Origin of the sequence: Pedobacter lithocola, assembly GCF_042650845.1 — a bacterium.
GTDB classification, from domain to species: domain Bacteria; phylum Bacteroidota; class Bacteroidia; order Sphingobacteriales; family Sphingobacteriaceae; genus Pedobacter; species Pedobacter lithocola.
In genome coordinates this window covers 1073244-1097440 of sequence record NZ_JBHSBW010000007.1, presented here as the reverse complement: position 1 = coordinate 1097440, position 24197 = coordinate 1073244, and the positions used below count along the sequence as shown (strand labels likewise).

Here is a 24197-nt window from a genome sequence, read left to right as displayed (position 1 = left end):
TATCATAACGCTACATCAGCAAATCCCTAATGCTGTTAAACCATCTTTGTGGCACGTTTAAAGCGCCCAAATTGGTTGCTATGCATGTGTTTTCCAAACAAATTTTAACTGATTATTCATGAAACAAAATTACAAATTCAATGATTTTTGTCTGGTAAGAAAATGGCAATGTTTTGCTCTGTTCTTACTTTTATTTTCCTTAAATGTTTTCGCCCAGGGTGGCAAAACTATAACAGGTAAGGTTATAGACGAAACCAATCAACCTGTTCCTGGTGTTACCATCAGAATTAAAGGTACCACAAGCGGAACATCAACAAATACCGATGGTGTTTACAGCATACAAGCTAAAAACGGCGATGTACTCGTTTATTCTATGTTGGGTAGCGTATCTAAAGAAATTATTATTGGCACACAAACCAATATTAATGTAACTATGATGCCCGATAATCAAACCTTAAAAGATGTTGTTGTAATTGGATATGGTACAGCCAACAAAAAGGATTTAACGGGAGCTGTAACTTCTGTAAAAGCAGAAGAATTTAACCAAGGTGTTTTAGTTAACCCGGCACAGCTTTTACAAGGTAAAGTTGCGGGTTTAAACGTTACCAAAAGTGGCGACCCAAATTCAAGGCCATCTACAATTTTACGTGGTCCATCTACATTAAGAGAAGGAGCTGCTCAAGAACCATTTTATGTTATTGATGGCGTTCCTGGTGCATCTATCGATTTACTTGCACCATCCGATATCGAAAATATAGATATTTTGAAAGATGCCTCATCAACCGCAATTTATGGTTCGAGAGCTGCAAACGGTGTAATTATCGTAACCACTAAACGTTCTAAAAATGGTCAGGCTCGTTTATCTTACAATGGCTATGCAGCGGTAGAAAAGGTATCAAAAAAATATGATATGCTTTCTGCACCTGAATTAAGACAATATCTTGCTGATAATAAACAAACTTTAAATGCGATTGATGATGATGGTTCTGACACCAACTGGCAATCGTTATTGGAAAGAACTGGTTATTCGCAAAACCATAACATTTCTTATGGTGGTTCTGGACAGTCATCAGATTATGGTGCAAGTGTAAACTACTTAGATAACAAAGGAATTTTAAAAAACACATCTTTAAAGAGAACCATTGTTCGAGGTTATTTAAACCAGAAGTTTTTTAACGATAGGTTAAAACTTGGTTTAACAATTACGAATAGCAATTCAAAAAGCTCAGATATTTACCAATCTCAGGCTTTACCAAATATGCTTTTCTACTTACCAACAGTAAGTCCTTTTAATGCGGATGGTACTTATAAAGAAAATTACAATCGTACAGGAAGCGGAACACGTAACCCACTATCAATTGTAGATAACAACAATATTGATAACCTAAATAACAAAACGTTGATTAATGGAATGGCTCAGGTTAACATTATTGATGGTTTGAAATTTACGGCTAGCGTTTCATCTCAAAGAGATCAAAACAATTACAGTACATATTTAAACAGTCAATCGGGTTTAGCCAGAGGTGTTAACGGACAAGCACAAAAAATTGATGTTTTAAACAAAAGTCAGGTTTTAGAAGGTTATTTTAATTACGATAGAACCTTTGGAAAGCACAGCTTGAAATTATTAGGTGGTTATTCGTGGCAGGAAGATAGAACCAATGACGGTTTTGGTGTTACCACACAGAATTTTTCTAATGATAATTTAGCTTACAATAACCTTTTCCTTTCTAATCCAACTTTACTTTCGCAAATTGCTTTCAACAATGCTCCAATTTCCACGTTAAGATTAATTTCATACTACGGAAGGGTTCAATATAACTATAACGAAAAATATTTATTCCAGGCTTCTTTAAGAAATGATGGTTCTTCTGCTTTTGGTAGAAACAACCGTTGGGGATTGTTTCCGGCTGTTTCGGCAGGTTGGAGAATCATCGGCGAAGATTTTATGCAATCAGTTCCGGTTTTTAGTGATTTAAAACTTCGTGCTGGTTACGGTGTATCTGGTAATAGCTTAGGTTTCGATGCTTTTTCTTCGTTACTAATTTACGGTACGCTTTCTGGTAGTAACAAATTTTTAAACAACGGTAATGTTAGCAATGCAATTGGTCCGGTTAGAAATGAAAATCCCGATTTAAAATGGGAGAGTACCGCTACAACAAACATCGGTTTAGATTTTGGTTTGTTTAAAGATAGAATAACCGGTTCGGTAGATTTTTATGTAAAACAAACTTCTGATTTAATTTACGACCGTTACGAAGTATCAACAACACAATTCTTTTTGCCAACCATTACCGCAAACGTTGGTAAAATCAAAAATACAGGTATCGAGTTTTCATTAAATGCTGTAGCCGTTAAAACTGATAATTTCAGATGGACTACTTCACCAAATATTGCGCATAACAAAAACGTTGTAGAAACGCTATCTGATGATTTTTATAAAATTGCAGCAATACAAACCGCACAATTGGGTGGTAAAGGTCAATCAGGAAATTTCAGTCAGTTAATACAACCAGGTTATGCTTTAGGTACATTTAACTTATGGAATTATGCAGGTAAAAATGCTGCGGGTGTAAGTACATACATCAACGCAGCCGGACAAACCATTGCTACACAACCATTAACAACCGATGCTAAAATTGCTGGCGATGCACAACCAAAATTAATTTATGGATGGGCAAACAGTTTCAGCTACAAAAACTGGGATTTAAACTTCCTTGTTCGTGGTGTGTTGGGTAACAAAATTTTAAATGCAACAGCTGCATCATTAAATAACCCTGCTGATGCTAAACTTCAAAACATACCGAGGTTTACTTTAGGCGAATCTTTTAATGATATTAATGCATACCTAATTTCAGATCGTTTTCTTGAAAGTGGTTCTTACCTGCGTTTAGATAACGCAACAGTAGGCTATACCATTAAACCAAAAACACCATCTATAAAAGCAATTAGGTTATACGTAACTGCAAATAATCTTTTTGTAATTACAAATTATACCGGTATAGACCCTGAAATTAACATCGGTGGTTTAACTCCGGGTATCGATAACAACAATTATTATCCCAAAACAAGAACCTTCAGTTTTGGTGTTAGTGCATCATTCTAAAAAATACGAAAATGAAAAAACTTATAATTTTATTTAATATTCTTGCCTGTTTAATGGTTTTAGAATCTTGCAGCAAGCTCGATGTAGATGTAGAATCGCAATACGTAAAAGAGAATTTTCCGGTTACCAATTCTGATTACGCTGCGCTTTTTGGTACCATGTATTCCAATCTTTCATCTCAATATGGTGTTCCTTATTGGAGAATGCAAGAACTTTCTGGCGATGCAGCAATTATCCCGGCTCGTGATGGTAATTTTGATGATGGTGGTCAGTATCGCCAGTTGCATTACCACACCTGGACTATCGATCATCCAAATGTTAGAGATATTTGGCAATGGGGTTTTGGAGGCATAAACAATTGTAACCGTTTAATAAATCTTACCAACGAATCGAATGTTGCAGCAGCAACTAAAGCAAGCAGTTTGGCAGAAGTAAAAGCTATGCGTGCCTTGTATTACTTTTTTATGATGGATTTATACGGAAATGTTCCCATCATTGATACCTTTCCGGTTAGTTCATTACCGGGAAACCAAACCCGCGATAAAGTTTTCGAATTTATTGAAAAAGAACTTTTGGCCGTTGTTGCACAATTGCCGGTTAAAGATAATAACAACCGTATTGCGGTTTATGGTCGCCCTACACAGGCTATGGTTTATGCATTGTTAGAAAAAATGTATTTAAACGCAGAAGTTTATACAGGTAAACCTCGTTACGCTGATGCAGTAATTATGGCCGATAATATCTTAAAAAACACCAATTATGCTTTAGATAATAAATACTCTGACATTTTTGATGTAAACAATGGTCCTCAAATTAATGAAACTATTTTTGCAGTACCTTACGACCAACAAATTCCGGGTAACCAAATGACAAGATTTGGATTTTATCCAGCCTTGGCACCTGCTTATGGTATTAATGTTGGTTTTAGTATCGCAATGAGCACAACACCAGAATACTATAACCGCTTTAACTTAGCAAATGATATTAGAAACAGTTTTTGGTTAATTGGTAAGCAATATGCGCCAGATGCTAACAGAAGACCAGATTTAACCAAGCCTGTATTTGTTGCTGGTACAACTACTCAAATTGAAATTACGCCAGATTTAATTTTAAAACCTGGTAAACCAATGGATTTAGGCAATACCGTAGCCGACCAGGCAAAAGGTGTTCGTTCGGTAAAATACTGGCCAGATATAAACGCGATTCAGGCAACAAGGTTAAATGGTAATGATATGCCACTTTTGCGTTTGGCTGATGTAATGTTAATGAAAGCAGAAGCAATTTTAAGAGGAGCAGCGGCAACAACTGTAAATGGCGAATTGCAAACGCCTACGGTACTTTTAAATAAAATTAGAAACCGTGCAGGCGCACCAACAGTAGCAACTGTTACCTTAAGTACTTTGCTTGATGAAAGAGCTCGTGAGTTTAGCTGGGAAGCATGGAGAAGAAATGATTTAATCCGTTTCGGGCAATTTGAAACCGAATACCCGCTACCAAATGATGTGCTTTTCATGAATAAAGATTTAACCAGAAGGATTTATCCAATCCCGGCAAATGAGTTAAAGTTAAACACCAACTTAAGGCAAAATCCTGGTTACTAATTTTCCTGCAAAAAAAATAAAATATGAGACTGATAACCTGTGTTGGTTTATTGCTGGTTCTTCCAGCCATCGCCCTAGTAACTTCAAAAGATGATTTACCGATAAATCAAATTCAGGTTATCGGTTCGCATAACAGCTATAAGCAAGCCATTAACCCGGCATTGTTTAAAGCAATTAAATTAACAGATTCTAACGCTGCAAATAGTTTAGATTACGAGCACATATCTATGCCAGAGCAATTGGATATGGGGCTTCGCAACCTAGAAATAGATGTTTATGCAGATGAAAAAGGCGGCAAATATGCGCATCCAAGAGGCTTCGATATGATTAAAGGTCAGCCAGAATTTGATGCAGATGGCGAACTTAATAAACCAGGTTTTAAAGTTTTGCATGTTCCTGATTTAGATTTCCGTTCATCGGCACTAACATTTAAATTGGCTTTACTGCAAGTTAAAAAATGGTCGGAAGCTAATCCTCAGCATTCACCTGTTTTTATTACGCTTGAAGCAAAAGACGATTCGATTAAACGTAAAGGTTTTACACAACCCGAAGTTTTTACCAGTTCAACATTTGATGAGCTGGATAAAGTAATTATCGAAAATTTAGGTAAAGAACATGTAATTACTCCAACTGACGTTAAAGGAAAATATAAAACTTTAGAAGCTGCGGTTTTAGGGCAAAATTGGCCAAAACTTAGCAAAGCAAAAGGTAAATTCTTATTCGTTTTAGATGCTACAGGCAGAAAACGCTCGACTTACATTAATGGTCATCCATCGTTGACAGGTCGAGTGATGTTTGCTAATGCCGATGCTGGTACACCAGAAGCTGCGGTAATGATTAGGAACAATCCAAAAGATGCACAAATTCCTGACCTAGTAAAAAAGGGTTACATCATAAGAACCCGGGCAGATGCCGATACCAAACAGGCTAGAAAAAACGATTTTACAGATTTTGAAGCGGCTTGCAAATCAGGAGCACAAATTATTACTACAGATTATTACAATAAGAGCACTCACTTTAAATCTGATTATTCTGTAAGCTTTGCTGATGGAAAATATTTGAGAGAGAACCCATTATTTAAAAAATAAGCAACACACATGAATAGAAGATCGTTATTAAAAGGAGGTTTCCTTGCCGGTTTAGGCTTACCCTTTGTTGGCTTAAAAGATGTTGTAGCCTCACCACTTATAGGCGCCAAAAGAGCTAAAAACATTATTATGATGGTGAGCGACGGAATGAGTATAGGTACGCTAAATATGGCTGATTTATATGCTACCCGAACGTTTGGTAAAAGCAGTAAATGGCTTAGTTTATATCGAGATAATAAGGCAGTAAGAGCTTTAATGGATACCGCATCAGCAAGTTCTATGGTAACCGATTCGGCTGCAGCTAGTTCATCATGGGGTGGAGGTATGCGGGTAAGAAATGGCTCACTTAACGTTGGTATGAACGGGGAAAAGCCTCAACCAATTCTTCAAAAGTTTAAAGAAAAAGGCAAAAAAGTAGGCTGCGTTACTACCGTACCCATTACACATGCAACGCCTGCGGGTTTTTGTATAAATATAGATAATCGCGGCGGACAGGATATTATTGCCGAAATGTATATGGGATTAAAGTTTGATGTTATGATGGGCGGCGGACATAAATATTTTGGTGAGAAAAGAACTGGTGGTAATCTGATTCCTAAGTATTTAACCCAAGGTTACAAAGTTGCTGAAAACAGGGCAGAAATGATGTCTTTGGATAAATCTAAACCAGTTTTAGGTTTGTTTGCTGAAGACGGAATGCCTTATGAAGTCGACCGCCAACATGATGAAGCTTTAATGAAAAGTACGCCATCTTTAGCCGAAATGACGATGAAAGCCATCGAATTGATGAAAGATAACAAAGATGGTTTTGCTTTACAAGTTGAAGGTGGAAAGATAGATTGGGCAGCACATTCTAATGATTTAAGTGGATTAATTTTCGACCAGCTGGCTTTTGATGAAGCTGTTGGGAAAGTTATTGAATTTGCCGAAAAAGATGGTGAAACTTTGGTTATAATAACAACAGATCATGGAAATTCGAATCCTGGTTTGTTTTATGCAGATGAAGCCAACAAGAAATTCGACAGCCTTCAAAATTTTAAACATAGCAACACCTGGCTTTTAGGTCAATTAAATCAATCTTTTAGCGAACAAAAAATTATAGATTTAATTAAAGAAAATCAAGGTTTTGTAATCAAATCTGATGATGTTAAATCGCTGCTTGTACACTTCAAGGATATTGTTCCGGGGCAACTTTACAATGAATCTAACCTTCCGTTTTACGAGTACGGAAAAATTTTAGGTAAATATACAGATGTGCAATGGGCCGGGATGAATCATACAGGAGATTATGTAGAACTAACCATGTTCGGACCTGGTTCTGAAAACTTAAAGCCTTTTGTAAAAAATTACGAACTGCATAATTTCATGTTAAAAGCCGCCGAGATGCCAGAATCGCTCATGGTAAAGGCTTAATGCGAATCCTAATAAACAATTGAAGTCTATTTTTTACAATCCATTTATTTTGATTTCTATAATTCAATCAGTTTGTAAAATATAGATTTCGTTTAAATCAAATCCTTAATTTTGAACATGCATCATTCCTCTAAATTCTTTTTTGCAATATTATTTTTCGTTTTTTGTTTAAACACTGCTTCTGTTTTTGCTCAAGAAAGTTCAACTCCTAATGTTATCAATAATCTATCAGGAATGTGGTTAAAAGGCGATTTACATGTGCATTCCAGACATAGTACAGAATCATCCAACAATCCGATTGCGAAGATTATAAATTTTTCTAAATCAGTAAAGATGGATTATTTATGCATAACCGATCATGATAATCATGTAAATGGCGATGTAGCTCACAACACCTGGACCGACCCAGAATTTAAATCAGATTCGCTACTTTTATTGTATGGTGCAGAATGGACCACTACAAGAGGACACGGGAATGTTTTTTCTGCTAAACCTTACGATCATCAAAAGTTATTTGATGTTAGAGACCAACGAGATGTAAACATTGGCAAAGTGAAAAATTCATTGGGTGTTCATTTATCTGCAAACCACCCAAGCGGAAAAGATAATTTTGGCTTTTCTTATGATTTGGTAAAATCGATAGAGGTTTGGAATTCGGCAATTTGGCCTAAAAATGCCAACGCAATTATGATTTGGGATGACATGCTATCATCGGGTAGAATGATGGCAGGAAGGGGAGGAAGTGACGCTCACCATGGTGTACCTACCGCTGCCGAAAAACCAACCGCAAATACTTATCAAGCCGAATTTAATTATGTTGGCACACCCACAACTTGGGTTTTTGCAAAAAAGCGAAGCTTAGATGCCATTGTTTATGCTTTAGATAACGGAAAAGTTTCGGTAAGTGCAAATCCATTTTCGCCAAGAGTAGAGTTTTATGCTGATGAAAAAGGAAACGGAAAGTTCGAAATGATGATGGGTGATAATGCCATTTCAACAGGTAAGCCGGTAAAATTCCAGGTACAACTTATGGGCAATACTTTGGTAGATGAAACCTACACAATTACCGTTATAAAAAATGGTAGAAAATTGAATGCTTACGAAGTAAAAGGAAAAATACCAGCTGTAGAATTTACCGATACACCTGATTTAAAAACGCGTACATATTACCGTGTAGTGGTAGAGGGTAAGAATACACCTTATCCGCAAGTGCCAAAATCAGTAGGGTTAAGCGAAAAAATGGTAGCCCTTTCTAATCCGATATACTTCAACTTCGATCCGAAATTTTAAAATTTTAATTTCCGATACTAAACGTAAAACGACTTCCTTTTGTAGGTTCTGATTCGACAGAAATTTTCCCATTCAATTTTTCTACCAAAAACCTTACGGTAAAAAGCCCTATGCCCGTTCCATTTTGCTGAAACCGGTCGGCATGATTTAAAGTTACATGCCTGTCGAATATGCGTTCCAGTTCTTCATTAGGTATGCCTATTCCATTATCCTCAATCACAAAAACATCTTTGCCGTCTTTTTTATAGTAGCTAATTTCAATATTGCAAATTGGTTTATCATTGTAACGAACGGCATTTGTTAGCAAATTGATAAATATTTGCTGCAGTGCAATTTCTGAGGTTGTAATTATTGGGTTTTCGGTTGGATAAGTAATCACCACATTATCGGGCATGGTAATCATCGAAACGGTTTTGTCTAAGAAATTACTAAGTGAAATGGAGGTATGATTTTGAGTTAAAGTTTCTGGTCTGAGCGAATATTCAAGCATATCATTAACCAGTTTAGCCAACTTTTTTGTTGATGATAAATTAGTAGAGGCAAGTTTTAATGCCTTTGCATCACCAATCTGCTCTAAATGCCTAGTTAAAAGTTCGGCACTTACTGATATACTGCTTAAAGGATTCTTTAAATCATGAGCCGCAGTTGTAGCAAAACGTTGCATAAACTCATTCGTTTCGCTAAGCTGTCTATTTACTTTATAAAGGTCGATAATTTTCTTTCTAAGCTCCATTTGAGTAATAACCTGTTTGGCTAAAATTTTCAACGCATCCAATTGTTGAGGCGTTAAAGATTTTGGTACCCTATCAATTACACAAAGTGTTCCAAGTGGATAACCGTCAGGGCTTTGCAAAGAAACGCCTGCGTAGAAAACAATATTTGGATCAGAAGTTACCAGGGGATTTTCAGCGAACCTTAAATCTCTCCTTGCATCGGTAATTTGCATCGTTCCCGTTGGGTCGATAATAGTATGAGCACAAAAAGCATGTTCTCTTGGTGTTTGGCTTACACCTAAACCAATTCGGCTTTTAAACCATTGGCGTGTTTCATCAACTAATGTAATTAATGCGATTGGTGTACCACAAATTTCGGAAGCCATTTTAGTTAAATCATCGAAATCATCCTCTTCAGATGTATCCATGATTTTGTAAGCTTTTAATGAGGCTAAACGTTCTGACTCATTATTTGGTAAGGGCAATTCTTTATTCAAACTAATGGAAGGTGTATGCAGATTGCCAATTTGGTTTTCTGATAATAAGCTAATCTTCAAAGGTATTTAATTTTATTCTAGATAACTATTTTATAGCTTTCGGGAATGCTAAAAATGACAGCATTATAGCTCACTGTCAATTTACAACAATAAAATGTTCAGTTTTCTCTAAGCCTTACAACATAGGTGTTTAATCAACTTATTTATTTTATGTGATAATGATAATTCTGTCATTTTAAGTGTCAAAATATAAAAAAAGCAAAACCATAAGTTAAATCCGATTGTAGTATAATAACAAAACTTAAAAAGAAACATCAAAATTTAACAACATGGAAAATACAGAAAAAACAGTGGAAATTTTAAATGATTTAATTGAAATCAACAACGATAGAGCAGATGGATTTGATAAAGCATCAGCTGATTTAGATGATGTAAATATCGATTTGAAAGCTACTTTTGAAAAATTATCTTCAGATAGCCGTGCAAACTCGTTAGAATTAGCAGGATTAGTAGGTAGAAATGGTGATACTCCAGATACTGGTAATACAATTTTAGGTACTTTACACAGAGCATGGATTGACATTAAAGCTAGTTTCGGTGGTGATGATCGTCACAGTATTTTAGCAGAATGTGAGCGTGGAGAAGATGCAATTAAAAAAGCTTACAAAGATGCATTATTGGAAAACGAATTAAGCGAACCAATACGTTCAACATTGTTAAAACAACAAGAAGGAATTATTGCTGGTCACGATTTAATTAAAGGCTTGAGAGATATTCACAAAGCTATTTAATAATAGATATTTAAACCAAAAAAGCCGCTAATGAAATTTTCATTAGCGGCTTTTTTATGACTTTATTTTTAATTCCTGTTAAGAACTATTGTAATGCCTTTATGAAATCTGCTTTGATTAATGACTTAATAGTTTAAAAATAATGATATAAACCAAGAGCAAGCTTTGCTAGAGATAAAAAAAATCAATTTGAATCAAATAAAATTAGTTATGCAAATGATTATTTAATACACCAAGTAAATTATCAATATCATAAGGTTTGGCAATAAAGTCTACAGCACCACATCCCATGGCTATTTGCCTCGCTGTATCGCTAGCAGAAAGTACAATCATAGGTACATTTTCAAAGTCGTTGTTTGTTTTTAATGATGCAATAATTTTATCACCAGAAATACCAGGCATCCACAAATCTATCAGTAACAAATCCGGCATTTCATTTTTAAAAACTTCTTCAGCTTTTAAGCTATCTGATACTGCGATAACCTCGTAACCGGCATCTTCTAATATCATACCGGTAACATCCAATATATCCATCTCATCATCACATATCATTATTTTTATTGCCATATTAATTTTGCTTTAGTGGGATGGTGAAACTAAATACCGATCCCTTATCTTCTTCACTTTCAACCCAAAGTGTACCATGGTGTTCTTTAATTATCTGACTACAAACATATAAACCAACGCCAACTCCAGGGAATCTTTCTGAAATTTCATCTGCTCGGTAAAAGCGTTCAAAAATTCTTTTATGGTCTCTTTTATGTATACCCACACCCGAATCTGTAACAGATACTTTGCAATACCCAGACAACATACTTATGTGAATGTTAATTCCTTTTTCTATCGGACTATATTTAACTGCGTTTGATAATATATTTATCATCACCTGTTCTAATCTTCCAAAATCGCCCTCTACAGTAATATCAGGTAAGCCTGTTATCGAAATTTTATGTTCAGGTGCACTTTGTTCTAAAATATTTACCGAATCTTTTATAAGTTTCTTTAAGCTAAAAGGCTCAAACTTAAATTCAATTTTTCCTGATTGCATTCTAGCCACATCCAATAGGTCGTGTATTAATCTTTCTAACCTACCGATTGATTTACCAGCGGTGGCAAAACCTTTTAAATATGTAGTATCATTATTTCTTTTAGCTATTTTCTCTAACAGTTGAAAATTCCCTTTAATACTTGTTAAAGGCGTTTTCATTTCATGACTGGCAATATTTATAAAATCTTCTTTTCGGTGTTCAATGGCTTTTCTTTCGGTAATATCTTCAATCGCTAAAAGTATCCTATCTTGATATTTACCTTTAAGTGTCATTTGTCTCGCATTTAAGATTAGCATTTTGCGCCCGATAGAAGCAAACTCATTTTCCATTTCAAAACCTTCGAAAGGATTGTTATGCGGAAGGATATTTAACAAAAGCTGGCGTAATTCTGGAATATCCCATTGTCCGTTTCCTATTTTAAATAAATGTTCACCAATGATGTCTTGATACCGTTCTCTAAAAAAACTACAAAAATTTTCATTCGCACTTAATATTCTTAATTCGCTATCCAATACAATCAGGCTTTCTCTGATGGTTTCTACAATGGCAGATAAATAGCTTTCACTTTCTTCTAAGTTATGCGTACGTTCTCTAACTTGTTCATCTAACAGCTCTCTTTCCCCCACCAATTCATTTTCGGCATTTACCCTTTTAGTAACATCATTTTGAATACCTATAAAATGTGTAACGGCACCTTCGTGATTTTTGATGGGCGAAATCATGAGTTCATTCCAAATCATTCTGCCATCTTTTTTATAATTTCTTAGCAAAACTTTGCAATGTTCACCATTTTTAATGGCAGTCTTTATTAAACCTCTCGATTTTTGATGGCGGTCTTCGCCTTGTAAAAAGCGGCAATTATGACCTATAATTTCTTTTTTAGTGTATCCTGTTTGATTTTCAAATGCCTTATTGCAATAAATGATGGGCTCATCTGGTTGATTATGATCAGTAATAACTACACCATTGCTCGATGCATGTAATGCGGCTGCAAATAGCCTTAAATCAGCATTTCCAAAATCTGGCAAATTCACTAAAAAGTCTTCCATTCTATAAAAACATTTTCTTGGGTTAAAGAATTTGAAGTGGTTATGTTAAACCATTACGGGTAGATAACTTGAAGCCATAGGGTTTTGTTTAGTAAAATGTGAAAATTATCAAAATGACAGCATTAATATTCTTAAAGGTTGTGTTCATGATGAATATCGCTACTAAAAAAAAGCAATTCGTAGGGAATTGTTTTTAATATATTTTATAGAATAATCTGAAGAATTAATCAAAACTTAACTTTAGTTTTTAGGGTTATATATACAAACAAAACCATCATCACCTATCATTATGAAAACAAAAGAAACCGGTAGCGACCCAAAATTTGCTTCCAAAACAACACAACAAGATTCTCCGGCACTTAACGAACTTTTTAAAGATTCAATTGCTGATTTATATTGGGCAGAGAATCATTTGGTTAAGTCTTTACCAAAAATGATATCTGCCGCAACAGCTCCCGAACTTATTAATGCTATCGAATCTCATCTTGAAGAAACCAAAAATCACGTAGTAAGGTTAGAGCAAATATTTGAACTTCTTGGTGAAAAAGCAATTGCAAAGAAATGCGACGCAATGGAAGGTTTGACGAAAGAAGCCGAAGGCATTGTAGAATCTACAGAACCTGGTACTGCAACGAGAGATGTAGGAATTATTTTGGCATCGCAAAAAGTAGAGCATTATGAAATTGCTAGTTATAATGGTTTATACCAATTGGCAATAACACTTGGTTTGAAAGATGTTGCAGAGATTTTAGAGCAAACTTTAGCGGAAGAAAAGCTTGCCGATAACAAATTAGGCGATATCGCCGAAAACGAGATTAATTACAAAGCAGCTGAAGAAGCATAAATAAAATATGGCTAAGAAAACATCCGATAAAAATAGTTCGCCTGCACAGCAAGAGAACGACAAAACAAAAAAATTAGAATCCTTTGTTGCAGATTCAACTGGTCAATTTATGACAACCAATCATGGTGTTAAAATAAATGATGATCAAAACTCGCTTAAAGCTGGTGATAGAGGTGCAACCTTACTGGAAGATTTTATATTAAGAGAAAAAATAACGCATTTCGACCACGAACGTATTCCTGAACGTGTTGTTCATGCAAGAGGTTCGGCTGCACACGGTGTTTTTAAAGTTTATGATGATTTATCAGACTTAACAAAAGCAGCATTTTTATGTGATACCAGTGTAGAAACGCCAGTTTTCGTACGTTTTTCTACTGTAGCAGGTTCTCGTGGTTCTAGCGATTTAGCTAGAGATGTACGTGGTTTTGCCGTTAAGTTCTACACACAAGAAGGTAATTTCGATTTAGTAGGCAATAATATGCCTGTATTCTTCATTCAGGATGCGATTAAGTTTCCTGATTTAATACATGCTGTAAAGCCAGAGCCAGATAATGAAATGCCACAGGCGGCTTCTGCTCATGATACTTTTTGGGATTTTATTTCACAACTTCCAGAATCAGCACATATGATTATGTGGGCGATGAGCGATCGTGCTTTACCAAGAAGTTACCGCATGATGGAAGGTTTCGGAGTGCATACATTTCGTTTTGTAAACGCTGAAGGTGTTTCAAATTTTGTTAAATTTCATTGGAAACCGCTATTAGGTGTACATTCTGTAGCGTGGGACGAAGCGCAAAATATTTCGGGCAAAGACCCTGATTTTCATAGAAGAGATTTGTGGGATGCGATTGAGGCAGGTGCGTTTCCGGAGTGGGAGTTGGGTGTTCAAATCGTTCCTGAAGAGGATGAATTTAAATTTGAATTTGATTTACTCGACCCTACAAAACTGATTCCTGAAGAACTTGTTCCAGTACAACGTATTGGCAAAATGACTTTAAACCGTAACCCCGATAATTTCTTTTCAGAAACGGAGCAAGTTGCTTTTCATGTTGGGCATGTTGTACCAGGTATTGATTTTACAAACGACCCGTTATTACAGGGTAGATTGTTTTCTTATACCGATACGCAATTGATACGTCTTGGGGGACCAAATTTCCATGAAATTCCAATTAACCGACCAGTTATTTCTGTTCATAACAATCAAAGAGATGGATATATGCGTCAAACCATTAATCGTGGTAAAACCAGTTATGGGCCAAATGCTATTGCAGCCAACGACCCACAACAAGCCAAAGCCCAAGAGGGTGGTTTTGTAAGCTACAATGAAAGAATTGATGCTAAAAAGATAAGGGCAAGAAGCAGAAGCTTCTTCGACCATTTTTCTCAAGCTCGTCTTTTCTTCAATTCGCAAAGCGATCCAGAGAAAAATCATATAACCGATGCGCTTAGTTTTGAATTGGGAAAAGTTAAAGCAGTAGAGATTCGTGAGCGTATGCTTGCAGTACTTGCCCAAATTGATAAGAACTTGGCTACAGAAGTTGCTTATGCATTGGGTTTACATATTCCGAAAATTGCTTTAGAGGAATTGAATAACAGCATTCCGGCAGACGGTGATAGAAGTGAGTATGCTTCAACCAATCCTGAAGGTAGTTTAGCAAAATCGGAAGCTTTAAGTATGGCTGGAACAATTAAAGATACTATTCAAACCAGAAAGATTGCAATTTTAGCTGCTGATGGCGTTGATGAAAAATCATTAAGTAAAGTTAAGGATTCATTAATTGCGGAAGGAGCAGTGGTTCACATCATTGCACCAAAATTAGGTAAAATCATTTCTGAAGGTGATGTGGAAATTACTGTTGATGAAAGCTTTTTAACTGCGGCATCAGTTTTATATGATGCAGTTTACGTTCCCGGCGGTGGAAATTCAGTAGCCACTTTAGAAGCAGAAGCTAATGCAGTTCATTTTTTAAATGAAGCTTTTAAACATTGTAAGGCCATTGCAGCTGATGAACAAGCTTTACAAGTATTAGAATCAACCTATTTCTTTAAAAAACTACCTGCAGAATATTCTAAAGAAACAGTGCTACGCGAAGGCGTATTGGTTTCGGCTGATGTGAATAGCTTGACAAGCATTTTTATTGAGATGATTGGAATGCACCGCTTCTGGGAAAGAGAAAATCCCAGAAAAATCCCTGCTTAAACCAAAATAGCATTTCAGTTTATCGAGTGCTCATCTTCGGGCATTCGATAAACTTTTAAACTCAACTATTCCTATTAACCCAAAATCCCACCTATGGCAAGTACTAATAATCTTTCTAAAGTTCCTGAGCAAATTTGCGGAAGTGAGATGGATGTTGTGGATGAACGTACGTTTGATAGTGAGGAAGAAGCATTGAAAAGGTATTTAATTTCCTCTGAACGACTTTTAAATGTAAATAACTGGGGTTTATATGCTGGAATTTCTGCTTTTCAATTGATTGATAGTCATGGAGTTCGTGCTCAAAGACTAGCTGAACAAAAAGATTATATTCGTATTGATATTCCAGGGCCAGGTACTCAAGCCGGGATGGGCTATGATTGGGTAAGAATTGAAGAAATTGTTCGCATTGATGATGTTAAGGAACGTTATGTTTTAATTACGGTTAGACCGTGTCCTCATCCACTTTCTGATAAAAAAGAATCAGCACATTTTTTAAAAGACAGCGCTACATCGACATTTATTGTAAGGCAAAAAGGAAACGTGGTTTATGCCGAAGAGCATGGTCGCAACGAGTTACCAAATACCAGTGCAGGCAGTTTTTATGATAAAGGTAGAAACTTTTTTGTAGGTATGGCCGCTAAAATGGGATTATCTTATCCACAATGGAGCAGCCTTGTTAAGGGTTTGCTAGCTGATTAAGTTGTCTGGTATTCCTGTATCATTTGCATGCCCACTTCATTACCTTGCAGTGCTGCAAATTCCAACGCCGATTGACCAGTTTTATCTAATATCTTAGTATCGGCATTGTTCTCCAAAAGCATTTTTAATACATCATTTCTACCAAACATAGCAGCAAACATTAAGGCAGTTCCGCCATTGCCATGTTGCAGATTTAAATCTGCTCCACTTTCAATCAGCAGTTTCGCTATTTCTGTGTAACCTTTAAAAGCAACGCCCATTAAAGCGGTGTTACCACCATTATCTGCGTCATTTAAATCTGCACCTGCTGATATTAATAATTTTGTAGCTTCGTATTGATTGTTATAGCAAGCAATTATTAGTGGCGTAAATCCTTTTTCATCTTTAAGGTTAACATTTGCTTGTTGCAGAATAAGTTCTTTTAATACTTCAATTTCGCCTTTTCTGGCAGCAGGAATAATAAGTTCGTTAATGTTCATGGCATAATAACCTCTGCCGGTTATAAAAGTTTTACCATTAACAAGATTTAGGATTATAAATGAAAAATTATCTTCCTATGATTTTTACAGTTAAGAAATATTTAAATCATGTTATAATTAAAACATTGAAACAGTTTACTGGTTCTATTTTAAGCTTTAATTTTGCTTATCTTTAAAATCACCCCGAAACAATGAAACACTTTGATGCTATAGTTATCGGTGCCGGCCAAGCTGGTGTTCCTTTAGCTAAAAAACTTGCTCAGGCTGGTAAAAAAACTGCTGTTATAGAAAAAAGAATAATTGGTGGCACCTGTATAAATGATGGTTGTACACCAACGAAAGCAATGATTGCTTCTGCAAAAATGGCTTATCAAGCTCGCAAGGCTAATGAATTGGGTGTAAACATTGGTTCAATAAAAATCGATTTTAAAAAGGTAAAACAGCGTAAAGATGATATTGTATCACAGTTCCAAAAATCGGCACAAAAGGGTTTGGAAGAAACCAAAGGACTAACAATAATAATGGGTGAAGCCCGGTTTAGCGGCGAAAAGCAAATCACCATTTTACTAGCCAATGGAAAAGAAGAAACCATTACAGCTGATTGGATTTTCATAAATACAGGTGCAAAATCTGCAATACCAAGGATAGAAGGACTTGAAGAAATTAATTTTTTAACCTCTACTACCATACTGGAATTAAAGAAAATCCCCGAAGAATTGGTTGTAATTGGTGGCAATTATATTGGTTTAGAATTTGGGCAAATGTTTAGTCGATTTGGTAGTAAAGTAACGATTATCGAACAATCTGCAACAATTTTAGCAAGAGAAGATGAAGATGTTTCGGCATCACTAACTGATATTTTAAAAGATGAAAAGATAAAAGTAATCACGAATGCTGTAGTGAAAAAATTTACATCGCATAAAAAAAAGCAGATAGAAATAGAAGTTAAAGTTGATAAAACCACCAAAAAGATAAATGCTACTCATGTTTTAATTGCTACAGGAAGAGTTCCACAAACCAAAAATTTAGGTTTAGAATTTTGTGGTGTAAAAACGGATGAGAAAGGTCACATCATAGTTAACAATAAATTAGAGACCAATATCGAAGGTATTTTTGCTTTGGGAGATGTTAAAGGCGGACCAGCATTTACGCATATTGCATACAACGATTACACTATAGTTTATCGAAATTTAATTGAACAAACTAAGTTTAGCATTAGAAACAGACCTTTACCTTACTGTATGTTCACCGACCCGCAACTGGGCAGAATCGGGATGTCTGAAAAAGAAGCCAAAGAGAAAAAACTTGATTATAAAGTTGCATTGTTACCAATGGCTTATGTTGCCCGTGGAATCGAAACCAATGAAACCAAGGGATTGATGAAGGCGATTGTAGATGCAAAGAGCAAAAAGATATTAGGTGCGGCGATTTTAGCTTCAGAAGGAGGGGAAATTATGTCGGTTTTACAAATGGCAATGGAAGGTGGTATAACCTATGATAAAATTAGATATGGGGTTTTTGCACATCCAACCTATTCAGAATCTTTGAATAATCTTTTTATGAAGCTTGATGATTAAAATGATTGAAGTTAAAGGTGTTAGTAAAGAGTATGGCGAAACAATAGCTGTAAACCAGGTTTCTTTTGATGTTAAAGAAAAAGAAAATTTAGTGTTGCTAGGCACAAGTGGTTGTGGTAAAACAACAACCCTTAAAATGATCAACCGACTTATTAATCCTGATGAAGGTGAAATCATAATTAATGGACAAAGCATTATTAGTCAAAATACAGAAACGCTAAGAAAAGGTATTGGTTATGTAATGCAAAACATAGGGCTTTTTCCACACTATACAATAGAAGAAAATATAGCGGTCGTTCCAAAATTATTAAAATGGGACAAAAAGAAAATTCAAGATCGAGTTCATGAACTTATCAAGAAACTTCATCTTCCGGCTAGTAGCCTCAAACTTTTTCCTAACGAATTAAGTGGTGGTCAGCAGCAAAGGGTTGGCCTTGCCCGTGCTCTGGTTGCAGACCCGGCTGTATTATTAATGGATGAGCCTTTTGGTGCCTTAGATAATGTAACCCGAACCAGCATCAGAAAAGAGTTTAATGATTTAGAAGAACTTAAAAGAAAAACTATCGTGATGGTTACGCATGATGTTGAAGAAGCATTTGAGCTTGGCGATAGAATTTGTTTGATGGATAAAGGTGAGATAATGCAAATTGGTACCCCAAAAGAGTTACTTTTTTATCCGGTTAACGATTTTGCCAGAAAGTTTTTAGATGGGCAACGATTGGCTTTAGAGTTTAAAGTATTAACAATTAATGATATTTGGGAAAATCTTCCAAATGCAACGAACAAAACCAAAGAATTTAGTGCTGATATGAGCGTTTGGGATGCCATGGAAAAATTACGCAGCACACATTTTGCAGATTTGGCATTCATTAACAATAATAAAGACTGTAAAAACGTAACCTTTGACGATTTAATCAAAGCCTTCAACCAGTACAAAAATCTTGGCAAACATGAATGAGCAACAAACCTTGTGGCAATTCATGTCGATGGAATCGGATAAATTGCTTAGTCAAACCGTACAACATATTGGTTTAACCTTTATATCACTTCTTTTTGCAATCGCAATTGGTTTACCTTTAGGAATTTTAATCGCCCGTAAGCGCAAACTCGCTGGTGCAATTTTAGGTATTGCAGGCGTTTTGCAAACCGTACCAAGCATTGCATTATTGGGTTTTATGATTCCCGTTTTAGGTATTGGGGCTAAACCTGCAATTGTAGCGCTTCTTATATACGCATTGCTACCAATTATTAGAAATACTTATACCGGCATTATAGGTATTGATAAAGATATTATCGAAGCTGCCAAAGCAATGGGGATGAGCAAATCTCAGATTTTGTTTAAGGTAGAAACGCCCTTGGCAATGCCTGTTATTCTTGCCGGCATCCGAACAGCTACAGTTATCAATGTTGGTGTGGCAACTTTAGCGTCATATATTGCTGCCGGTGGTTTGGGCGAATTCATTTTCGGAGGAATATCTCTAAACAACACCAATATGATTTTGGCAGGCGCCATTCCTGCAGCTTTGTTGGCTATTTTGTTAGATGGATTACTTGCGCTAACCCAAAAATTGGATTTTAAGAAGCTCAAAAAAGTTTTGATTTTTTCTTCCGTCTTTCTAATTGTTTTAAGCGCTTTTTATGTCTTACCATCTGCCTATGGCTCAGGTTTAAAAGCTGGCTTTACACCCGAATTCATGGGCAGGCAAGATGGCGATTTAGGTTTAAAGTCGGCTTATGGATTAAAAATTAAAACTGTTGTAATAAGCGATGCAGTAATGTATAAAGCTGCGTTTTCAAAGGAATTGGATGTGATTAGTGGTTACTCTACCGATGGACGGCTAAAAGCTTTCGGACTTAAAATTTTAAAAGATGATAAAGGAATTTTCCCACCTTATTATGCCGCACCTATTGTTAATCAATCTTCTTTAAGCAAATTCCCCGAATTAGAAGATGTTTTAAATTTATTGGCCGGTAAAATTACCGATTCGACTATGACTGATTTAAATTATCGAACCGATTACCTTCACCAAACACCAGGCAAGGTTGCAAAAGATTTTTTAATGAAGATTGGTTTATATAAATCGCCAAAAGGAGGAAGTGGTGAAATCGTTAAAATTGGCTCAAAAATTTTTGGTGAGCAATACATTCTGGCAGAAATTTATAGTATGCTTTTAAAAGGAAATACCGATTATCAGGTAGAAACTAAAACCGGTTTAGGCGGTACAAAAATTTGTTTTGATGCTTTGGTTAATAATCAAATCGATTTTTATCCTGAATACACAGGCACGGGATTGTTAGCTATTTTAAAACCCGACAATAAAATTGTTTCGCAAATATCACATAATAAAGATGAAACCTATAAATATGTAAGCGATGAATTTAACAAGAAATTTAAGATTAAATGGTTAAAACCAATTGGGTTTAATAATTCTTATGCATTGATGATGCGACAAAAACAATCCTCAGAAATAGGTGTTAATACCATAACAGATCTCAAGAACTATCTCGATAAAAATTAATGAATCTTGCTGAAAAATACCTAAGCATTCGAAAACATGCTGAGCAACTTTGTGAGCCTTTACAAATAGAGGATTACGTGGTTCAACCTGTTATAGATGTTAGTCCGCCGAAATGGCATTTAGGGCACACCACTTGGTTTTTCGAAACCTTTATTTTAATCCCATATTCAACTTCTTACCAAGTTTTTAACGAAGATTACAATTACGTTTTTAATAGTTATTATGAAACTGTGGGTAATCGAGTTATTCGTACCGATAGAGGAAATTTAAGTAGGCCAAGCGTAAATGAAGTTTATCAATACCGCCATTATGTAGATGATGCAATGGTATTTTTTCTTTCCTCAGAAATATCTTCAGAAGTGCTAGATTTGGTAATTTTAGGTTTCAATCACGAGCAGCAACATCAAGAATTGCTTCTAACCGATATCAAATTTATTCTTGGCAATAATCCACTTTTTCCGATTTATGATGTAAACAAAAAGGAAAGTTTGTCTCCGATTATCAATTCAAATATGCTAACCATTTCCGAAGGTGTTTATGAAATTGGCTATGATGGAAATGATTTTTGTTTTGACAATGAGTTAAATCGACATAAAGTTTATTTAAACGAATTCGAAATCAGTTCTACTTTGGTTTCAAATCAAGAATATTTGGATTTTGTAAGTGATGGTGGTTACCAAAATTTTAATTTTTGGCATGCTGAAGGTTGGGATTGGGTAAATACCAATAAAATAAAGGCACCAATGTACTGGCATTTAATTGAAGGTAAATGGATGAATTACACCTTGCAAGGTTTAAAGGAAATCAATTTAAATGAACCCGTAACTCATGTTAGTTATTACGAGGCTTATGCCTTTGCCAGTTGGAAAGGGATGCGCTTACCAACAGAATTTGAATGGGAAATTGCAGCACAAAATTTTAACTGGGGCGAAAGGTGGGAGTGGACCGAAAGTGCTTATCTGCCATATCCCGGATTTAGCAAAGCTGCAGGCGCAATAGGCGAATACAATGGAAAGTTTATGGTTAACCAAAAAGTTCTACGTGGTTCATCAATCGCAACGCCAACAGAACATAGTCGCATTACTTATAGAAACTTTTTTCACTCACATTTAAGATGGCAATACACCGGTATTCGCCTTGCTAAATAAAAATTGACGATGCTATCAACAGAGAAAACCACAATAAATAACACCCAGTTTTTGCAAGAAACTTTAGCCGGATTAAGTGCTGAGCCAAAGCGAATGTTCTCCAAATATTTTTATGATGAAGTTGGCGATCATATCTTTCAGCAGATTATGGATATGGAGGAGTATTACCTCACCAATGCAGAAATGGAAATTATGCAATATCAGGCAAGTGGACTTGCTGATGCAATTTCTACTGAAAATGAAGCTTTTGATTTAATTGAGTTAGGTGCTGGTGATGCCACAAAATCTATTCATTTACTCAAAATGCTTTTAGCTAAAAATCTTAATTTTAAATATTATCCTATTGATTTTTCGGAGCATGTGATAGACGATTTAGAATTAAATTTGCCAATAAAACTCCCTGAATTAGAATTTGAAGGCTTAAATGGCGATTATTTTGATATGCTTAAAAAGGCTGCAGAAATATCAGAGAGAAAAAAAGTTGTATTGTTTATGGGTGCAAATATTGGCAACATGAACGTTAACGAGGCAAAAGAATTCTGCCTAAGCCTTAAACAATTGTTATCTCCAAATGATATTCTAATCATTGGTTTTGATTTGAAAAAAAATCCTCATCAAATATTAGCAGCATATAATGATAGAGCAGGAATTACACGCTCGTTCAATTTGAATTTGCTGAGCCGAATTAATCGCGAACTTGATGGAAACTTTGACTTAAATGCGTTTGAACATTATGCAAGTTACGATCCTGAAACTGGCGCTTGCAAAAGCTATTTAATCAGTTTAAAAAATCAAGTTGTGAATATTGGCAGCGCTGCAATTCATTTTTCAGAAAATGAATTTATATTGATGGAAATCTCGCAAAAATATTCATTAAATGAAATTGATGAACTCGCTCAATCATCGGGTTTCCAGTTAGTAATTTATTTTACCGACCAGCAAAAATACTTTGTTGATGCAGTATGGAGGGTAGGTTAATTAGTCCAATACGCTAAGTAAATGCATTAATTCTGCCTCTGTATTGTAAAAATTAAAAGATATTCTGGTTCCTGTCCCTCTGGGCGAACACAATATTTTCTCAGCAATAAGCTTTTCAACTGTTTGTTTATTAAGCGGTAAACTCATAATAGAAGATTGTTCTTTTCGCTCCATCATCCAATCTGTAAGTAAACCTTTATCATACAAAGCCTTTCTCGCCTGGCTTGCCAGGCTTGCTATAGTTTTTTCAATTGTATTTAATCCAATTTCGTTTAAATATTTTAAACCCTGGTTTAATGTTCCAAAGCTTAAGCTATCTAAATGTCCGGGTTCTAAACTCAGAGATAAATAATCTCTGCCACTTAAAAATGGTACAGTTGGTAATGTAGAATGCCTCCTATTTTCGTAAAGCAAGTCTTTAGTTTTATCTGATAAGAAAATGTACCCATTTCCATAACCACCTAAAAGCCATTTATAACCGCTACCAATCAAAACATCTAAGCCCGACTTCTCGAAATTAAATTCTGCGGTACCTAAAAATTGCGTTCCATCAGCAATCAAAATCAAATCAGGGTAATTTGTTTTTAAATTTCTAATAAAATCACTTTGCATTTTTAATCCGCTGATGTATTGCACCATGCTAAATGCAAATATGGTTGGTTTAAATTTTTCAATGGCGTTTAATATATTTTCTTCGAGATTAGCATCAATTGCCACTTCTAAAAACTCAAATCCTCTGCTTGTAACCGGATAACTTACTGATGGATAATCCTCTTCCAATAACAGAAAACGATGATTGTTAGTCAAACCATCTAAAATAGAATTAAATCCACTAGAAAAATTTTGACTCAAATAGGTATTGTCTTTTTTGGATGAAAAGCGCTCTGCAAGATTTAATCTTAAATCTTCCATCACTTTTAAATTGTTGGCTCTAAAGGTACTTCCGCCTTCAATAAATTCTGCATCGTGTTGTTTGCGCCAATTTGCAATTTCAACAGATAGCAACCCTGAGTTTGCTGTATTTAAGTAAGTACAATTTTTAAGAATCGGGAAGTTATCACTAAACGTCATCCTCAAAAATAAATAAATATCTCTAGCATAAGAATTTGAAATTATATTTTGTCTAAATCCGTTTTACATCTTTAAGCTTTCTTGG

The 24197-nt window shown here is 35.4% G+C and carries 19 protein-coding genes; 14 read left to right on the top strand and 5 right to left on the bottom strand.

Annotated elements, in window-relative coordinates; all coding sequences use genetic code 11:
* Positions 1-118: 118 nt before the first annotated feature.
* The 5 genes from ACFOWA_RS07110 (at position 119) to ACFOWA_RS07090 (ending at position 8498) form a co-directional block, all read left to right on the top strand.
* A complete protein-coding gene (locus tag ACFOWA_RS07110) occupies positions 119-3106 on the top strand; it encodes a SusC/RagA family TonB-linked outer membrane protein (protein WP_378983326.1) in 2988 nt (995 codons plus the stop codon).
* Positions 3107-3117: 11 nt separating this feature from the next.
* On the top strand, positions 3118-4707 hold the full coding sequence (locus tag ACFOWA_RS07105; RefSeq protein ID WP_378983324.1) for a RagB/SusD family nutrient uptake outer membrane protein: 1590 nt from the start codon (positions 3118-3120) through the stop codon (positions 4705-4707).
* A 23-nt stretch (positions 4708-4730) separates the two neighbouring features.
* Positions 4731-5795, top strand: coding sequence for a phosphatidylinositol-specific phospholipase C1-like protein (locus ACFOWA_RS07100; protein ID WP_378983322.1), 1065 nt, complete (start codon positions 4731-4733; stop codon positions 5793-5795).
* Between the two features lie 9 nt (positions 5796-5804).
* Positions 5805-7208, top strand: coding sequence for an alkaline phosphatase (locus ACFOWA_RS07095; RefSeq protein ID WP_378983319.1), 1404 nt, complete (start codon positions 5805-5807; stop codon positions 7206-7208).
* A gap of 117 nt (positions 7209-7325) precedes the next feature.
* On the top strand, positions 7326-8498 hold the full coding sequence (locus ACFOWA_RS07090) for a CehA/McbA family metallohydrolase (RefSeq protein ID WP_378983317.1): 1173 nt from the start codon (positions 7326-7328) through the stop codon (positions 8496-8498).
* A gap of 4 nt (positions 8499-8502) precedes the next feature.
* Here ACFOWA_RS07090 and ACFOWA_RS07085 read toward each other — a convergent pair whose 3' ends face one another.
* The gene (locus tag ACFOWA_RS07085; protein WP_378983314.1) at positions 8503-9768 is read right to left on the bottom strand and encodes a sensor histidine kinase; all 1266 of its coding nucleotides are present in this window, start codon (positions 9766-9768) and stop codon (positions 8503-8505) included.
* Positions 9769-10037: 269 nt separating this feature from the next.
* Here ACFOWA_RS07085 and ACFOWA_RS07080 point away from each other — a divergent pair, with 269 nt between their 5' ends.
* Positions 10038-10499 carry a PA2169 family four-helix-bundle protein gene (locus ACFOWA_RS07080; RefSeq protein ID WP_378983313.1) on the top strand — a complete coding sequence of 154 codons (462 nt, stop codon included), beginning with the start codon at positions 10038-10040 and terminating at the stop codon, positions 10497-10499.
* Between the two features lie 204 nt (positions 10500-10703).
* Here the strand turns inward: ACFOWA_RS07080 and ACFOWA_RS07075 are convergent, their stop codons facing one another.
* Both ACFOWA_RS07075 and ACFOWA_RS07070 read right to left on the bottom strand, forming a co-directional pair.
* Positions 10704-11066: a response regulator gene (locus tag ACFOWA_RS07075; RefSeq protein ID WP_378983310.1), complete on the bottom strand. Its 363-nt coding sequence runs from the start codon at positions 11064-11066 to the stop codon at positions 10704-10706.
* 1 nt (position 11067) lies between these two features.
* Complete coding sequence (locus ACFOWA_RS07070; RefSeq protein WP_378983307.1) at positions 11068-12597, bottom strand: PAS domain-containing sensor histidine kinase; 1530 nt, start codon at positions 12595-12597, stop codon at positions 11068-11070.
* Between the two features lie 289 nt (positions 12598-12886).
* On the opposite strand from ACFOWA_RS07070, the gene ACFOWA_RS07065 reads away from it, so the two are divergent.
* From ACFOWA_RS07065 to ACFOWA_RS07055, 3 genes are all read left to right on the top strand, one after another.
* The gene (locus tag ACFOWA_RS07065; RefSeq protein ID WP_378983304.1) at positions 12887-13441 is read left to right on the top strand and encodes a YciE/YciF ferroxidase family protein; all 555 of its coding nucleotides are present in this window, start codon (positions 12887-12889) and stop codon (positions 13439-13441) included.
* 7 nt (positions 13442-13448) lie between these two features.
* Entirely contained in the window at positions 13449-15641 is a 2193-nt protein-coding gene (locus ACFOWA_RS07060) for a catalase (RefSeq protein WP_378983302.1), read from the top strand.
* A 93-nt stretch (positions 15642-15734) separates the two neighbouring features.
* A complete protein-coding gene (locus ACFOWA_RS07055; protein ID WP_378983299.1) occupies positions 15735-16340 on the top strand; it encodes a hypothetical protein in 606 nt (201 codons plus the stop codon).
* Here ACFOWA_RS07055 and ACFOWA_RS07050 read toward each other — a convergent pair.
* Positions 16337-16819, bottom strand: coding sequence for an ankyrin repeat domain-containing protein (locus ACFOWA_RS07050; protein WP_378983297.1), 483 nt, complete (start codon positions 16817-16819; stop codon positions 16337-16339). The genes ACFOWA_RS07055 and ACFOWA_RS07050 overlap by 4 nt on opposite strands.
* Positions 16820-17010: 191 nt before the next feature.
* Here ACFOWA_RS07050 and ACFOWA_RS07045 point away from each other — a divergent pair, with 191 nt between their 5' ends.
* Genes ACFOWA_RS07045 through ACFOWA_RS07025 form a run of 5 tightly spaced genes read left to right on the top strand, consistent with a single transcriptional unit; the run spans position 17011 to position 23041 of the window.
* Positions 17011-18396 carry a mercuric reductase gene (locus ACFOWA_RS07045; RefSeq protein WP_378983295.1) on the top strand — a complete coding sequence of 462 codons (1386 nt, stop codon included), beginning with the start codon at positions 17011-17013 and terminating at the stop codon, positions 18394-18396.
* 1 nt (position 18397) lies between these two features.
* The gene (locus ACFOWA_RS07040) at positions 18398-19354 is read left to right on the top strand and encodes an ABC transporter ATP-binding protein (protein WP_378983292.1); all 957 of its coding nucleotides are present in this window, start codon (positions 18398-18400) and stop codon (positions 19352-19354) included.
* Positions 19347-20915: an ABC transporter permease/substrate-binding protein gene (locus ACFOWA_RS07035; protein WP_378983290.1), complete on the top strand. Its 1569-nt coding sequence runs from the start codon at positions 19347-19349 to the stop codon at positions 20913-20915. Before ACFOWA_RS07040 ends, ACFOWA_RS07035 begins: the two co-directional genes overlap by 8 nt.
* Entirely contained in the window at positions 20915-22063 is a 1149-nt protein-coding gene (gene egtB / locus ACFOWA_RS07030; protein WP_378983287.1) for an ergothioneine biosynthesis protein EgtB, read from the top strand. Before ACFOWA_RS07035 ends, egtB begins: the two co-directional genes overlap by 1 nt.
* Positions 22064-22072: 9 nt before the next feature.
* Positions 22073-23041, top strand: coding sequence for an L-histidine N(alpha)-methyltransferase (locus tag ACFOWA_RS07025; RefSeq protein WP_378983284.1), 969 nt, complete (start codon positions 22073-22075; stop codon positions 23039-23041).
* Here ACFOWA_RS07025 and ACFOWA_RS07020 read toward each other — a convergent pair whose 3' ends face one another.
* Entirely contained in the window at positions 23042-24112 is a 1071-nt protein-coding gene (locus ACFOWA_RS07020; RefSeq protein ID WP_378983281.1) for an aminotransferase class V-fold PLP-dependent enzyme, read from the bottom strand. It lies immediately after the preceding gene.
* Positions 24113-24197: the final 85 nt, after the last annotated feature.

What these genes read in the sequence shown, in the direction of transcription:
- ACFOWA_RS07070 (WP_378983307.1), bottom strand. Translation starts at nt 12,597, where the DNA reads ATGGAAGACTTTTTAGTGAATTTGCCAGATTTTGGAAATGCTGATTTA.
- ACFOWA_RS07035 (WP_378983290.1), top strand. Translation starts at nt 19,347, where the DNA reads ATGAATGAGCAACAAACCTTGTGGCAATTCATGTCGATGGAATCGGAT.
- ACFOWA_RS07055 (WP_378983299.1), top strand. Translation starts at nt 15,735, where the DNA reads ATGGCAAGTACTAATAATCTTTCTAAAGTTCCTGAGCAAATTTGCGGA.
- ACFOWA_RS07020 (WP_378983281.1), bottom strand. Translation starts at nt 24,112, where the DNA reads ATGACGTTTAGTGATAACTTCCCGATTCTTAAAAATTGTACTTACTTA.
- ACFOWA_RS07105 (WP_378983324.1), top strand. Translation starts at nt 3,118, where the DNA reads ATGAAAAAACTTATAATTTTATTTAATATTCTTGCCTGTTTAATGGTT.
- ACFOWA_RS07050 (WP_378983297.1), bottom strand. Translation starts at nt 16,819, where the DNA reads ATGAACATTAACGAACTTATTATTCCTGCTGCCAGAAAAGGCGAAATT.
- ACFOWA_RS07110 (WP_378983326.1), top strand. Translation starts at nt 119, where the DNA reads ATGAAACAAAATTACAAATTCAATGATTTTTGTCTGGTAAGAAAATGG.
- ACFOWA_RS07100 (WP_378983322.1), top strand. Translation starts at nt 4,731, where the DNA reads ATGAGACTGATAACCTGTGTTGGTTTATTGCTGGTTCTTCCAGCCATC.
- ACFOWA_RS07025 (WP_378983284.1), top strand. Translation starts at nt 22,073, where the DNA reads ATGCTATCAACAGAGAAAACCACAATAAATAACACCCAGTTTTTGCAA.
- ACFOWA_RS07060 (WP_378983302.1), top strand. Translation starts at nt 13,449, where the DNA reads ATGGCTAAGAAAACATCCGATAAAAATAGTTCGCCTGCACAGCAAGAG.
- ACFOWA_RS07075 (WP_378983310.1), bottom strand. Translation starts at nt 11,066, where the DNA reads ATGGCAATAAAAATAATGATATGTGATGATGAGATGGATATATTGGAT.
- ACFOWA_RS07045 (WP_378983295.1), top strand. Translation starts at nt 17,011, where the DNA reads ATGAAACACTTTGATGCTATAGTTATCGGTGCCGGCCAAGCTGGTGTT.
- ACFOWA_RS07090 (WP_378983317.1), top strand. Translation starts at nt 7,326, where the DNA reads ATGCATCATTCCTCTAAATTCTTTTTTGCAATATTATTTTTCGTTTTT.
- ACFOWA_RS07095 (WP_378983319.1), top strand. Translation starts at nt 5,805, where the DNA reads ATGAATAGAAGATCGTTATTAAAAGGAGGTTTCCTTGCCGGTTTAGGC.
- ACFOWA_RS07065 (WP_378983304.1), top strand. Translation starts at nt 12,887, where the DNA reads ATGAAAACAAAAGAAACCGGTAGCGACCCAAAATTTGCTTCCAAAACA.
- ACFOWA_RS07040 (WP_378983292.1), top strand. Translation starts at nt 18,398, where the DNA reads ATGATTGAAGTTAAAGGTGTTAGTAAAGAGTATGGCGAAACAATAGCT.
- ACFOWA_RS07080 (WP_378983313.1), top strand. Translation starts at nt 10,038, where the DNA reads ATGGAAAATACAGAAAAAACAGTGGAAATTTTAAATGATTTAATTGAA.
- egtB (WP_378983287.1), top strand. Translation starts at nt 20,915, where the DNA reads ATGAATCTTGCTGAAAAATACCTAAGCATTCGAAAACATGCTGAGCAA.